Raw genomic sequence first — 12,114 nt, forward strand, 5'->3', positions numbered from 1 at the left:
CGCTAGACCTGGCGGGCGAGCGCCTTCTTGAGCTTTGCATGCGCCGATGCCTTGATCTGGCAGACGCGTGCCGAGCCGACGCCGAATACTTCGCCAATCTCCTCGAGGTTGAGTTCCTCGACATAGTAGAGCTGGATCACCTGCGCCTCGCGTTCGGGGAGCGCGGTGATCGCCTTGATCAAGGCCTCGCGCATGTCGCTGTCGGCGAGTTGCTCGAACGCATCCGGCGTGTCGTCGGCGAACCAGGGGAGGTCGTCGGCATACATGTCGTCGATCGAGTCGAAGCGGATCGAGTCGGCGGTGACGTAGTCGGTGCGAAGTTTCTCAATCGTGACGCCGATATGCTCTGCGATCATGTCTTCTCCGGGAGCCTTGCCCGTGCGGGCGGTCAGCGTCGAGATGGCGTTTGCGTACTGGCGACGGCGACGCATCGCGCCGCGCGTGCTCGTTGCCTGGCGCCGGAGTTCGTCGATCATGCTGCCGCGCAGGCGCGTGATCAGGTAGGTCTTGAACGGCATGCCGCGTTCGTCGAAATTCGCGGCGGCCTCGACCAGCGCGACCAGGCCGACCTGGATCAGGTCCTCGACCTCGACGTTGCTGCTCATGCTGCCATGGACATGCCACGCGATCCGGCGGACCAGCGGGAGGTGCTGTTTGACGAGCTGGTCCGCTTCGCCGCCGGGGCGCTGGTGTGGCCGGTACGTCAAAGGCTGGGCGTCTTCGAACGCACCACGCATCGGAAGCGCGCTCATGCCGCGAGCGCCTGTTGCGAGGCGCCGATGACCGCGACGACTTCGACCGCCTTCTCCTCGGGCACTTCGAAGAACGACATGACCGGCGTATCGGGCAGGCACGTCCGCACCAGCTTGCGGATCGCGATGCGGATGGTCGGCTGGACGACCAGCGCGAACGGTTTCGCTTCGGCGATCAGCGGTTCGGCGGCGCGTTGCAGCGCCTCGACGATGCGGCGGCCGAGATCGGGTTCGATAACATGGCGGCGCGATTGATCGGCGCGCATCGCCTGGCCGAGCAGACCTTCCAATTGACCCTCCAACGTCATGACGCGCAGCGGTTCGCGCACGCCGCACAGTTTCTGGATGATGAGCGCGCCGAGCTCGGGACGGATCGTCTCGATGATCTCCTCGGCGTCCTGCGTGCGCTGCGCCGCGACCGCGATCGCGCCGGCGATTCGACGGAATTCCTTGAGCGGCACGTTCTCCGCGAGCAGGCCTTTCAGGACCTGCGTCAGCGTCGTGATCGGCAGCGGTGCGAGTGCTGCGACCAGCTGCGCGGCGCGTTCCTTGAGGCCGTCGAGCAGCGCCTGTACTTCGTCCTGACCGAGCAGCTCGGACGCGTTCTGGCCGAGCAGGTGGTTGAGATGCGTCGCCATCACCGTGCCGGGATCGACGACGAGATAGCCCGCACCGGTCGCGGCATCGGCGTCGCCCGCATCGACCCAGGTCGCGTCGAGCCCGAAGGTGGGATCCTTGACCTTCTTGCCGAACAGGTCGCCGAACGCCTGGCCCGTATCGAGCGCGAGCATCTCGTCGGGCGACACGGTGTCTTCGCCGACGACGACGCCGTTGACGAGGATGCGGTAGACGTACGGCGCGAGGTTGATGTCGTCGCGGACGCGGACCTGCGGCACGACGAAGCCGAGTTCCTTCGACAACTGACGACGGACGCCGGTGATCCGGCCCATCAGCGGCGAGCCGCGGCGTTCGTCGGCGAGCGGCACCAGGCCGTAGCCGATGTCGAGATTGACCTGCATGCCATCCGTAACTTCCTCCCAGCCGATCTTCGACTGGTCGATCGTCTCGACGGGGAGGACCACGACGGGGGCGGGGCGGCGCTCGATCTGGCGCAGCTTCCACGCGGCGAACCCGGCGATCGCCGCGGCCGGCAGGATAACCATATGCGGCATGCCGGGCAGGATGCCGAGCAGCGCGAGGATGACCGCGACTGGCGTCCAGGTGCGGGGGCTACCGAACTGGCCGCCGATCTGGCCGGCAAGGTCCTTGTCGGAGGTGACGCGCGTGACGATCGAGGCGGCGGCGATCGACAGCATCAGGCTCGGCAGCTGCGCGACGAGCGCGTCGCCGATCGCGAGCAGGATGTAATTGTGCGCGGCATCCGCGATCGTCATGCCGTGGCTGACGGGGCCGAGGATCAGGCCGCCGATGATGTTGGCGGCGAGGATCAGCATCGCCGCGACCGCATCGCCCTTCACGAACTTCGACGAGCCGTCCATCGAGCCGTAGAAATCGGCCTCGGTCGAGACTTCGACGCGGCGCGCCTTGGCTTCGTCGGGGGTGATGAGGCCGGCGTTGAGGTCGGCGTCGATCGCCATCTGCTTGCCGGGCAGCGCGTCGAGCGTGAAGCGTGCGCTGACTTCGGATACGCGGCCGGCGCCCTTGGTGACGACGATCATGTTGATGATCATCAGGATCGCGAAGACGAAGATGCCGACGACGTAATCGCCGCCGATCAGGAACGTCCCGAACGCCTCGATGACATGCCCCGCCGCGCTCTCGCCCTCGTGGCCGTGGACGAGCACGATGCGGGTGGAGGCGACGTTGAGGCCGAGGCGGAACAGGGTGGCGAACAGCAGCACGGTCGGGAAGGCGGAGAAATCGAGCGGCTTCTGTGCGTTGAGCGCGACCATCAGCACGGCCAGGCTGATCGCGATGTTCGCCACGAAGAAGATGTCGAGCATGAACGCCGGGATCGGCACGACCATGACGAGCACGAGCAGCAGGATCGCGAGCGGCAGGACCGACGCCCTGGCGTTGGAGAGGATGCGGTTCATGGCTTAGCCGCCCAACCTTGCGAGCATCATGTAGGCGAGGCGCGCGGTGTCGGGCGTCGGGCGCAGGATGCTGGCGGCGGCCTGCGTCGTCTTGCCGGTGAACCTGCCCATCGCGGTAGTCGCCCAAGCGAGCGCGTCGTCGGCGCTTTCGTTGCTGCCGGTGATGACGGTGCTGCCGTTCACGTCGAGTGCCTGCGCGGCGTAGTTGGCGGGTGTCGCGGTCGCGCTCGCCCCGGCGGCGGCACCGCCGAGCTTGTCGGCGAACCGGTCGTAGATGGCGGACAGCGTGCGCGGCTGGTTGTTGGAGTCGTAGAAGACGTTGTGGTTCGCGCGTGCCGCGGCGGGGAAGAGCGCGGCGCCGCTCGCCTGCGGGTTGGCCTGCATCGTCTTGAGGAACTTGGTCGCGCCACCGAGCCCCATGAAGTGCGCCATATAGAGGTCGGTCCCCGACGCCGGGCGGTTCAGCGTGCCTTCGAGCGACGCCTTGTTGTCCGACGCGTATTCGGCGGCCATCAGCGAGGCGGCATTGGGATCGTTGCGCAGCGCCAGTATCGCCGCCTTGGTGCCGGCATCGCCGACCGAGAGGCGGCCGCTCGACGACTGGCCGATGCTGTTCGCGGCCCACGCCATGCCGTGCTCGGCGCCATGCTTCTTTACGACGGACAGCCAGCTCTGTTCGATGAACTGATAGAGGCCGGATGCGCTCGACGTGCCGGCCTTGGCATTGGCGTTCAGCCCGCTCTCGAGCTTCGCCTGGCCCAGCAGATAGTCAAAATCCACGCCCGTCTTGCTGCTCGCAAGCGCGATCGCGGACTGGATCCGGCCGGTAGTGATAGGATTGACGGTCATGCCCGTGTGCGGTGCCCCTAGTTCAGGGGATGCTCAGCAAGGGTCGTGCCAGTTTCTGGGGTTGCCGGTCCCACTACCGTCATCCTGACGAAAGTCAGGATCCAGAGCCACGTAGTCCAACCCTCTGTTACTCTGGATCCTGACTTTCGTCAGGATGACGGAGGTTAAAAGGGAGGGGCGCAGAAGTCAGGCGTACGCCGCGCGCAGACCCGGCCGATAGCCGGCAACGGCACCGTCTCCGGTCAGCGTTTGCAGGCGGCGGCGAACATTTGCCGCCATCAAGTTCGTATAGATCCGGCAGGTCTCGTTGAGCCGGTTCGCTTCGTCCGCCAGCTCGCGGATTTCGGTCCCTGCAGGCCCAGTGCCGAGCAACGCGACCTGTTCGATTCCCGCCAGCTTGTCGGCCGTCGCACGCTCCAGGCTGGCGACGTCGTTTGATTTCAACGCGGCGATCTCGGCGTGCAGCGCGTCGATCACGCGGATGAGGGCATCACGCCTTTTCATTGGAAATCCAGTCCAAGCGGAGCGCCATCAGGCGATCGGCGATGGTGGCGGGAAGAATCGGAAAGGTGCCGCTGGCGATCGCCTTCTTGATCTCGGCGACGCGCGAGGCGTTGATCGGCGGCGACGACGCCATCGACTTGGCCAGCGCGATCGACTCGGGCAGCACGGAAGTCGATTTTTGGCCCGGCGCCTTAAATGAAGACGGCTGGACCGCATTCTGGTCCGGCGTCTGAATGCCCGTCGCCGGTGTCGCCGCGGCAATGCGCGCGACGAACCGATCTCCTGCTACAGACGGCTTCGCGCCAATCGAGTCCACCATGTCCGCATCCTCTGGTTTGCGCTGACATCTGGAGAAACGGCCGCACGGTAAAAACCTTTAGCAAAATTAAACGGTCTGCCGAATTTTGTTCGGCCAGGCTCAGTTCGACCAGCCGGGGAGCGTCGCGCGACCAGCGTCGACCGCGATCGCCTGCACCGGCGTCCGGGTGTCGTCGACCTTCACCATAAAGCGGCCGCCGGGAGCGGCATCGCCCATCGCGACGCCTTCGCGGCTGATCGAGAAGCCTTCGGTACCCGCCTCGATCACGATCGGATCCCCGCGCTTGATGACCGGCGCGGCCTTCGCGGCTGGCACGAAGGAAGCGGCGATCGCGGCGGGTGCGTTCGCCGGACGGATGACCGGCACGAAGATCCGCCACGCAGGCCCGGCGCAGGACACGACGACCGCATCATGCTGTTCGGAGCGCCACGACAGCGAGACCGTCGGGCAGGTCGCGAGCCGCAGCCGCGCGTCGACCGGCGTGCGCGCGCCGCCCTCGGCACCCGTCGGACGGCCGGTAAAGGCGGCGACCGAGGCGTCGAGCGTGGCGGTATCCTGGAAGTTCGCGGCCATGAGCAGGAACGGGATGATCATTGAGCGGTCCTCTGAATTTGGCCCGTTGCGGGTTCTCCGACGAAGGCGACGGAGACGATGGCGGCACGACGGCCGGGTTTGGTGGCGGTCACGATCTGGACGCGAGCCGGCGCGACCGCGGCGAGCGCGGCGGCGACGGTCCGCGCGCGGTCGGCGGCAAGGATCGCGGCGCTGCCGGTCGCGCGGTCGATATCGGCGGGCGTGCCGTCGGTGGAGCCGGTGACGGTGAGCATCACGCGAGGATCACGCGCTGCTTCCCGAGCCCAGGCGACGACGGCGCTCGGCGTGGTCGGCAGGATCGCCGAGCCGGGCGCGAAATCTAGGATGCCGGCGGCGGCGACGGGCATCGGCGCGGGGTCGGCATCGTTAGCGCCGAAGCCCTCGCGGATGCCCTTGGCGAGATCACCCTTGGTCATGCCGGCGCCATCAACATGCTGCGTGGCTTGGAGAAGTACGAGGAAGCCGACCAGCAACAAGGCGAGGTCGGCGAGCGTGATCAGCCAGAGCGGTTTGCCGGTCGGCGCGTCGGGATATTCGCTGGCGTTCACGCGACGGTAGCCAGCGTCGGCGGCGAACTGGGTGCGACGTAGCCGCGCGGAGTCTCGCGTTCGGCAAGAGCTACCAGTGGCGCTTCGATCCGGGCGCGTTCAAACGCCTCGTTCCGTCCTTGCGCGCGGAGGCGGTTGGCGATCGGCATGAAAAGCAGGTTGGCGAACAGCGCGCCGTACAACGTCGCGAGCAGTGCGACCGCCATCGCCCCGCCGATCGCGCCGGGATCGCTCATCGTCGCGAACATCTGCGCGAGGCCGATCAGCGTGCCGATCATGCCCATCGCCGGGGCGACTTCTGCGGCACCGGCCCAGACGTCGGCGGCGGCGACGTGGCGCTCGATACGTGCTCGGCGGCGGTGCTGGACGATCGTCGCTACATCGGTTGCGGCGGCGCCATCCACGATTGCGGCGATGCCGGCGGCGACGTCGGCGTCGGTAATGACCGAGCGATCGAGTGCCATCACGCCGTGGCGCTTGGCGATGCGGGCGAGGGCGGTGATCTGTAGCAGCAGCGGATCGGCGTCGAACCGACCGCGGCCGAGCGTGGTCACGGCGGCGAGGGCTCGGCCGAGGTCGCGGAGGGGGGTGCGGAGGACGACGGCGAGCGCCGTTCCGCCACCGACGATGGCGAGCGCTGCGGGGTCGAGGAGTTGGGCAAGCGTGATCATGTGCGTGGGGTGATGCAAGGGGTGGGCCAATTGGGAGGGCGCGCCGCCTTTCGTCATGCCTGGGGCTCACTCTTCTGTTCCCCTCCCTCGTGAAGGGAGGGGCTAGGGGTGGGTGGGTTCGTTGGCATGCAGTGCCCTTGCCAAGCGGCCCCCCCACCCCCGACCCCTCCCTTCACGAGGGAGGGGGGAAGAAGGGCGATGCTTTTGGCACTCAACCGCCACCCCGGCGAAGGCCGGGGCCCAGCTGGGTGACACCGCTAACTGAAGGTTGCGCTTCGTTACTGCGACCTTTCCAACCGGGCCCCGGCCTTCGCCGGGGTGGCGGCAATATGAGACCGTCGGCACTCACTTCCTTGTTCTCCCGCGAAGGCGGGAGTCCAGGCTGGGTCCCCGCCTTCGCGGGGAAACATAGTGGTCTTGCAGGCCGGCAGTGCGGTTTGCCGCTTTCAACAAGCCACCGCACCAACCGGCAACCCCTTTGCCGCCCACCCCTGCAACACCGGCAACCGCTTGCCGCCCACCTTGCCGCCACCCGGCAAAGCACCATCGGCCACCCTCGCATCCAAAACTGGCACGCCCATTGCTTATGTCCCGATGCGCAATGGATGCGCCAGGAGACGGGCTTGTGTCAGGCGACACGCTTTTCGGAGTTCACGGGGCGGCACTCGAGGTGCGGTCGCAGCGCATGGGTGTGCTGGCGTCGAACATCGCCAACGCCTCGACGCCCGGCTTCAAGGCGCGCGACATCGACTTCCGGTCGGCGCTCGCCTCGGTCGAGAACGACGGCAGCACCAATGCCGCGACCAAATACCGCATCCCGACGCAGACCTCGATGGACGGCAACACCGTCGAGCTGAGCCAGGAGCAGACCGCGTTCGCCGAGAACGCCGTCCAGTATCAGACGACGCTGTCGTTCCTGAACGGGCGGATCGGCCAGATCACTCGCGCGCTGAAGGGGGAATAAGACTTGTCCAACCAGCCCATGACGATCTTCCAGGTCGCCGGCCGCGCGATGTCCGCGCAGCTCGTCCGGATGAACACGACCGCGTCGAACCTCGCCAATGCCGGCGGCACGACTGGCTCTGCCGAGACCGCGTACAAGACGATGAAGCCGGTGTTCCGCACAAGCTTCGACGCCGCCAGCGGCATGTCGACGGTCGACGTCGAGCGCGTGGTCACGGCCGGTGACGCGCCGACCAAGCGCTACGACCCCGACAATCCGATGGCCGACAAGGATGGCAACATCTTCGAGGCGGCGGTCGATGAAACCCGCGAGATGGTCGACATGATGGAGACCGCGCGCAGCTACCAGAACAACATCGAAGTGATGAACACGGCCAAGTCGCTCATCATCGATACCCTCAAATTAGGCCGCTGATCATGGCAACCTCCTTCGATACCACGCTGTCCAACCTCGGCATAACGCGCACTTCGACCGCCGCGGCGACCACCACGACCAAGTCTTCGACATCGCTCGGCCAGTCCGACTTCCTGAAGCTGATGACCGCGCAGATGCAGAACCAGGACCCGTTCAACCCGGTCGACAACACCCAGATGGTTGCGCAGATGGCGCAGATCTCGACCACCTCGGGCATTTCCGAGATGAACACGACGATGAAGGCGATCGCCGACAAGCTGGGCGTCACCAGCACCGGCGAGGCGCTCGGCTATGTCGGCAAGACCGTCCTGACCCCGGGCAGTACCGCTTATGGCCGCGCAACCGGCGGCATCGCCGGGTCGGTCGAGCTGGCCGGCGCCGCGACCGACGTCAACGTCACGATCAGCGACGCGAACGGCGCGGTCCTCAAGACCATGTCGCTCGGCAAGCAGGCCAAGGGCACGATCGGCTACGACTGGGACGGCAAGGACGCCGCCGGTGCGGCAACCGGCAACGGCCCGTTCACCGTCCAGGTCGCCGCGCAGAACGCCGGCACCACGGTCGGCGCGACCGGCCTGGTCTGGTCACCCGTCCAGTCGGTGTCGACCACCACCGGCGCCGCCATCCTCACGCTTCCCGGCCTCGGCGAAATCCCCGCCAGCGCCGTCCGCCAGATCGGCTGAACCCAGAGTTTCCAGGAGCTAAATCGCCATGTCCTTCTACACTTCGCTCTCGGGTCTTCAGGCCTCGCAAGCCGAGATGTCGACGATCTCGCACAACCTCGCGAACGTCGCGACCAACGGCTTCAAGAAGAGCCGCACCGAATTCGCCGACGTGATCGCCTCGAGCGTGTCGGTCGCGCCGTCGCAGCAGATCGGTTCGGGCGCGATCGTCCAGGCCAATCGCCAGCAGTTCGCGCAAGGCAGCCTGATCCAGACCTCTAACAGCCTTGATCTTGCGGTGTCGGGCGACGGCTTCTTCGCGGTCAAGCCGAGCATCGAATCCGCCTCGATCAACTATACGCGCAACGGCGGCTTCCTGGTCGACTCGAACCGCTACGTCGTTGATTCGCAGGGCTCGCATCTACAGGTGTTCCCGGTCGACGGCTCGGGCGCGGTGGTCGCGACCGGCTCCGATTCCGCGATCAGCCTGCGCCTGCCCGAGACGAGTGGGACGCCGGTGCCGACTTCGGCGGTTACTATGACCCTCAACCTCAACGCCAATTCGGCGCTGCCGACGACGGCGACGTTCGACCGGTTCGATCCGTCGAGCTACAACCAGTCCGCGCAGACCACGGTGTACGATGCCAGTGGCAATGCGATGACGCTGACCAACTATTTCAAGCGGACATCGGCACCGACGACCACCAACGCGAACAGCACCTGGGAAGTCCACAGCTTCGTCGGCGACAAGGAGCTGACGACGAACGGCACCGCCGCGACGTCGATGACGTTCGACCCGACCGGCAAGATGACCGCGCCGACCGCCGCGATCAAGTTCGACCAGTTCACCACCGCGAACTCGACCGATCCGCAGGCGATCGCCTTCACCTTCGGCAGCGGCACGACGCAGCTGTCGAGCGCGTTCAACGTCGCCTCGCGGACGCAGGACGGCAAGGCGGTCGGCCAGATCCAGGGCGTGACGGTCGATGAGAAGGGGCTCGTCAATGCGAGCTTCTCGAATGGCGACACGCAGGTGCTGGGGCAGGTGATGCTCGCGAACTTCTCCAACCCCGAAGGCCTGCGCCAGCTCGGCAGCAGCTATTGGCAGTCGACGGGCATTTCCGGCTCGGCGAAGCTCGGCTCGGCCGACACCAACGGCTTCGGCAAGCTGATGTCGGGAACGATCGAGGGATCGAACGTCGACATCACCGAGGAGCTGGTCAACCTGATCGCGGCACAGCGCAATTTCCAGGCGAACTCGAAGGCCTTGGATACCGCCAACCAGATCTCCGAAACCATCTTCAACATCCGCAGCTAAGCACGAGCGAGCAGGGGACCCTGAATGGACAAGCTGGTCTACACCGCGGCGACGGGCCTGCGCGCGCACATGGCGGCGCAGGCGGCGATCGCCAACAACATGGCGAACGCGTCGACCACCGGTTTCCGCGCCGATCGCGTGGTGTTCGACCGGCTCAACCTGAAGGGCGACGGCTCGACGATCGAGGCGCGCGCGCCGACCTCGGAAGAGGTGACGGATGCCGATCGTTCGCCGGGCGCGATCCAGCTGACCGGGCGTCCATTGGACGTCGCGATCACCGGCACGACGGCATGGCTCGCGGTGCAGGCGTCGGACGGATCGGAAGCGTACACCCGCCGCGGTGACCTGGAGGTCGCGCCGTCGGGCGTGCTGCAGACCGGCGACGGGCATCCGGTGATCGGCTCGGGGGGGCCGATCACCCTGCCACCCTACCAGTCGCTGACGATCTCGGCCGATGGGACGATCTCGATCGTGCCGCAGGGCGGCGACGCCAAGGATACGCAGGTGATCGACAAGCTCAAGCTCGCCGACACCAAGGGGTCGGACACGGTCAAGGGCCTCGACAATCTGCTGCGCGTACGCGGCGGCGGGGCGCTGCCCGAGGACATGGACGCGAAGGTTCAGGGCGGCGCGATCGAAGGATCGAACGTCAACATGACGCAGGCGCTGGTCGACATGATCGAGAACCAGCGCAGCTACGAAGTCCAGGCCAACATGATGAAATCCGCCAAGGAAATCGACGAGAGCGGTGCATCGCTGATGCGCCTGCCGAGCTAGAAGGAACAGACGAATGTCATCCGCAGCCATGCATATCGCGCGCACCGGGCTCGACGCCCAGGACATGCGCATGCGCGTCATCTCGAACAATCTCGCCAACGTGAACACCACGGGCTTCAAGAAGGACCGTGCGGCGTTCGAGACGCTCGCCTACCAGACCGTCACGACGCCCGGCGCGCAGAGCACCGCCGAGACGAAATACGCCACCGGGCTCAACCTCGGCACCGGCGTGCGGATCCAGGGCACCGCGCGGATCGACACGCAGGGCGCGATGCAGACGACCGGCAACAGCCTCGATCTCGCACTCGACGGCGACGGTTATTTCCAGGTGCAGATGCCCGGCGGCACGCTCGGCTACACCCGCGCCGGCAATTTCTCGCGCTCCGCCGAGGGCCTGCTGGTCACCAGCGAAGGCTATCAGGTGCAACCAGGCATCACCGTGCCCGAGGGGACGACCGGGATCACGATCGGCCGCGACGGCACCGTGTCGGCGACCGTTCCCGGCCAGACCGAGGCGTCGCAGATCGGCCAGATCCAGGTCGCCAGCTTCCCGAACGGGGCAGGGCTCCAGGCGACCGGTGACAATTATCTCGTCGAGACCGCAGCCAGTGGCGCAGCCAATGTCGGCGTCGCCGGGCAGGACGGGCGCGGCGGCATCAAGCAGGGCATGCTCGAGGCGTCGAACGTCAACGTCGTCGAGGAGCTGGTCGACATGATCGAGACCCAGCGCGCGTACGAGGTCAATTCGAAGATGATCTCGGCGACCGACGACATGCTCAAATACGTCAACCAGAACCTGTGATGCGCACCGCTTCAACTTCGCTTGCCGTCCTCGCCGCGATCCTCGCTGCATCGTCCGCAGATGCCAGCCTGTTCGGCAAGAAGGCGCCGCCCGAGGATTTCTCGGTCGCGCGGCCCTTGCCGGTCCAGCCGGTACCGGTCGTCGCGACCGGCTCGATCTTCCAGGCGCAGGACGGTTATGCCGCGCTATACGAAGGCTGGCGCGCGCGCAAAGTCGGCGATCCGCTGACGATCGTGCTGGTCGAGCGCACTGCTGCGTCGAAGTCGTCTGGCTCGAAACTCGACAGCAATGGATCGGGTACGATCACGCCGCCGACCACCGGCCTGCTCAACCTGTTCAACAAGACCGATGCGACGCTTAGCGGCGGTCGGACGTTCAACGGGACAGGCGCGGCCGACCAGGCGAACTCGCTGTCGGGCGAAGTCAGCGTCACGGTCGCCGAGGTCTATCCGAACGGCACGATGCTGGTGCAGGGGCAGAAGCGAGTCACGCTCAACCGCGGCGACGAGTTCCTGAAGATCAAGGGCCTGGTCCGCACTGCCGACGTCGACCGCGATAACCGCGTGCTGTCGACGCGGGTAGCCGACGCGCAGATCTCGTACACCGGCAAGGGCGACGTCGCCCGCGCCGGCCGCCAGGGGTGGCTCAGCCGCTTCTTCTCCGTCGTCAGCCCGTTCTGATGCGTTCGTTGACCCGTGCCCTCACCCTTCCCACCCGGCAAGCGCCGGCCGGGCCCCTTCCCTCTCCCCCCAGGGGAGAGGGAGAGACGCCGAAGGCGGCGAAGGGTGAGGGCACGCGTGTCAGCGCCAACCCGTTCGTCCTGAGTAGAGACCGAGTAGTGCCGAAGGCGCGTATCGAGGGCTCGTATCGAAGGACAGGTTGG

At 66.5% G+C, this 12,114-nt stretch carries 15 protein-coding genes; 7 read left to right on the forward strand and 8 right to left on the reverse strand.

Annotated features, from left to right (window positions below; all coding sequences use genetic code 11):
• Nucleotides 1-2: 2 nt before the first annotated feature.
• The 8 genes from AC1MH0_RS13070 to AC1MH0_RS13105 all read right to left on the reverse strand — a co-directional run bounded on the left by AC1MH0_RS13070 (nt 3) and on the right by AC1MH0_RS13105 (nt 6,294).
• Complete coding sequence (locus AC1MH0_RS13070) at nt 3-752, reverse strand: FliA/WhiG family RNA polymerase sigma factor (protein ID WP_480963138.1); 750 nt, start codon at nt 750-752, stop codon at nt 3-5.
• Nucleotides 749-2,809 carry a flagellar biosynthesis protein FlhA gene (gene flhA, locus AC1MH0_RS13075; RefSeq protein WP_480963139.1) on the reverse strand — a complete coding sequence of 687 codons (2,061 nt, stop codon included), beginning with the start codon at nt 2,807-2,809 and terminating at the stop codon, nt 749-751. Before flhA ends, AC1MH0_RS13070 begins: the two co-directional genes overlap by 4 nt.
• Nucleotides 2,810-2,812: 3 nt before the next feature.
• A complete protein-coding gene (locus AC1MH0_RS13080) occupies nt 2,813-3,658 on the reverse strand; it encodes a lytic transglycosylase domain-containing protein (RefSeq protein ID WP_480963140.1) in 846 nt (281 codons plus the stop codon).
• Between the two features lie 186 nt (nt 3,659-3,844).
• Nucleotides 3,845-4,162: a hypothetical protein gene (locus AC1MH0_RS13085; protein WP_055881695.1), complete on the reverse strand. Its 318-nt coding sequence runs from the start codon at nt 4,160-4,162 to the stop codon at nt 3,845-3,847.
• The gene (flgM, locus tag AC1MH0_RS13090; protein ID WP_480963141.1) at nt 4,149-4,481 is read right to left on the reverse strand and encodes a flagellar biosynthesis anti-sigma factor FlgM; all 333 of its coding nucleotides are present in this window, start codon (nt 4,479-4,481) and stop codon (nt 4,149-4,151) included. Before flgM ends, AC1MH0_RS13085 begins: the two co-directional genes overlap by 14 nt.
• A 99-nt stretch (nt 4,482-4,580) precedes the next feature.
• Nucleotides 4,581-5,075, reverse strand: coding sequence for a flagella basal body P-ring formation protein FlgA (locus tag AC1MH0_RS13095; RefSeq protein ID WP_480963142.1), 495 nt, complete (start codon nt 5,073-5,075; stop codon nt 4,581-4,583).
• A complete protein-coding gene (locus tag AC1MH0_RS13100) occupies nt 5,072-5,623 on the reverse strand; it encodes a hypothetical protein (RefSeq protein WP_480963143.1) in 552 nt (183 codons plus the stop codon). Before AC1MH0_RS13100 ends, AC1MH0_RS13095 begins: the two co-directional genes overlap by 4 nt.
• A complete protein-coding gene (locus AC1MH0_RS13105; protein ID WP_480963144.1) occupies nt 5,620-6,294 on the reverse strand; it encodes a motility protein A in 675 nt (224 codons plus the stop codon). Before AC1MH0_RS13105 ends, AC1MH0_RS13100 begins: the two co-directional genes overlap by 4 nt.
• Nucleotides 6,295-6,919: 625 nt before the next feature.
• Between AC1MH0_RS13105 and AC1MH0_RS13110 the strand changes: the two genes are divergently transcribed.
• The 7 genes from AC1MH0_RS13110 to AC1MH0_RS13140 are packed head-to-tail and all read left to right on the forward strand — an operon-like array spanning nt 6,920 to nt 11,911.
• Nucleotides 6,920-7,258: a flagellar basal body rod protein FlgB gene (locus tag AC1MH0_RS13110; protein ID WP_353465287.1), complete on the forward strand. Its 339-nt coding sequence runs from the start codon at nt 6,920-6,922 to the stop codon at nt 7,256-7,258.
• 18 nt (nt 7,259-7,276) lie between these two features.
• Nucleotides 7,277-7,672 carry a flagellar basal body rod protein FlgC gene (gene flgC, locus AC1MH0_RS13115; RefSeq protein WP_093400072.1) on the forward strand — a complete coding sequence of 132 codons (396 nt, stop codon included), beginning with the start codon at nt 7,277-7,279 and terminating at the stop codon, nt 7,670-7,672.
• Nucleotides 7,673-7,674: 2 nt separating this feature from the next.
• Nucleotides 7,675-8,355 carry a flagellar hook assembly protein FlgD gene (locus AC1MH0_RS13120; protein ID WP_480963145.1) on the forward strand — a complete coding sequence of 227 codons (681 nt, stop codon included), beginning with the start codon at nt 7,675-7,677 and terminating at the stop codon, nt 8,353-8,355.
• 28 nt (nt 8,356-8,383) lie between these two features.
• Nucleotides 8,384-9,652, forward strand: coding sequence for a flagellar hook protein FlgE (locus AC1MH0_RS13125; protein ID WP_480963146.1), 1,269 nt, complete (start codon nt 8,384-8,386; stop codon nt 9,650-9,652).
• 24 nt (nt 9,653-9,676) lie between these two features.
• Nucleotides 9,677-10,429, forward strand: coding sequence for a flagellar basal-body rod protein FlgF (gene flgF / locus AC1MH0_RS13130; RefSeq protein WP_120299608.1), 753 nt, complete (start codon nt 9,677-9,679; stop codon nt 10,427-10,429).
• Nucleotides 10,430-10,442: 13 nt separating this feature from the next.
• On the forward strand, nt 10,443-11,231 hold the full coding sequence (gene flgG / locus AC1MH0_RS13135; RefSeq protein ID WP_480963147.1) for a flagellar basal-body rod protein FlgG: 789 nt from the start codon (nt 10,443-10,445) through the stop codon (nt 11,229-11,231).
• Complete coding sequence (locus tag AC1MH0_RS13140) at nt 11,231-11,911, forward strand: flagellar basal body L-ring protein FlgH (protein ID WP_480963148.1); 681 nt, start codon at nt 11,231-11,233, stop codon at nt 11,909-11,911. The genes flgG and AC1MH0_RS13140 overlap by 1 nt, the downstream gene beginning before the upstream one ends.
• The last annotated feature ends 203 nt before the right edge of the window (nt 11,912-12,114 follow it).

The organism is Sphingomonas sp. AP28 (assembly GCF_056680455.1).

Bases quoted from the DNA above. Each gene is read 5' to 3' on its own strand.
- AC1MH0_RS13070 (WP_480963138.1), bottom strand. From the start codon at position 752: ATGAGCGCGCTTCCGATGCGTGGTGCGTTCGAAGACGCCCAGCCTTTG.
- flhA (WP_480963139.1), bottom strand. From the start codon at position 2,809: ATGAACCGCATCCTCTCCAACGCCAGGGCGTCGGTCCTGCCGCTCGCG.
- AC1MH0_RS13080 (WP_480963140.1), bottom strand. From the start codon at position 3,658: ATGACCGTCAATCCTATCACTACCGGCCGGATCCAGTCCGCGATCGCG.
- AC1MH0_RS13085 (WP_055881695.1), bottom strand. From the start codon at position 4,162: ATGAAAAGGCGTGATGCCCTCATCCGCGTGATCGACGCGCTGCACGCC.
- flgM (WP_480963141.1), bottom strand. From the start codon at position 4,481: ATGGTGGACTCGATTGGCGCGAAGCCGTCTGTAGCAGGAGATCGGTTC.
- AC1MH0_RS13095 (WP_480963142.1), bottom strand. From the start codon at position 5,075: ATGATCATCCCGTTCCTGCTCATGGCCGCGAACTTCCAGGATACCGCC.
- AC1MH0_RS13105 (WP_480963144.1), bottom strand. From the start codon at position 6,294: ATGATCACGCTTGCCCAACTCCTCGACCCCGCAGCGCTCGCCATCGTC.
- flgC (WP_093400072.1), top strand. From the start codon at position 7,277: ATGACGATCTTCCAGGTCGCCGGCCGCGCGATGTCCGCGCAGCTCGTC.
- AC1MH0_RS13120 (WP_480963145.1), top strand. From the start codon at position 7,675: ATGGCAACCTCCTTCGATACCACGCTGTCCAACCTCGGCATAACGCGC.
- AC1MH0_RS13125 (WP_480963146.1), top strand. From the start codon at position 8,384: ATGTCCTTCTACACTTCGCTCTCGGGTCTTCAGGCCTCGCAAGCCGAG.
- flgF (WP_120299608.1), top strand. From the start codon at position 9,677: ATGGACAAGCTGGTCTACACCGCGGCGACGGGCCTGCGCGCGCACATG.
- flgG (WP_480963147.1), top strand. From the start codon at position 10,443: ATGTCATCCGCAGCCATGCATATCGCGCGCACCGGGCTCGACGCCCAG.
- AC1MH0_RS13140 (WP_480963148.1), top strand. From the start codon at position 11,231: ATGCGCACCGCTTCAACTTCGCTTGCCGTCCTCGCCGCGATCCTCGCT.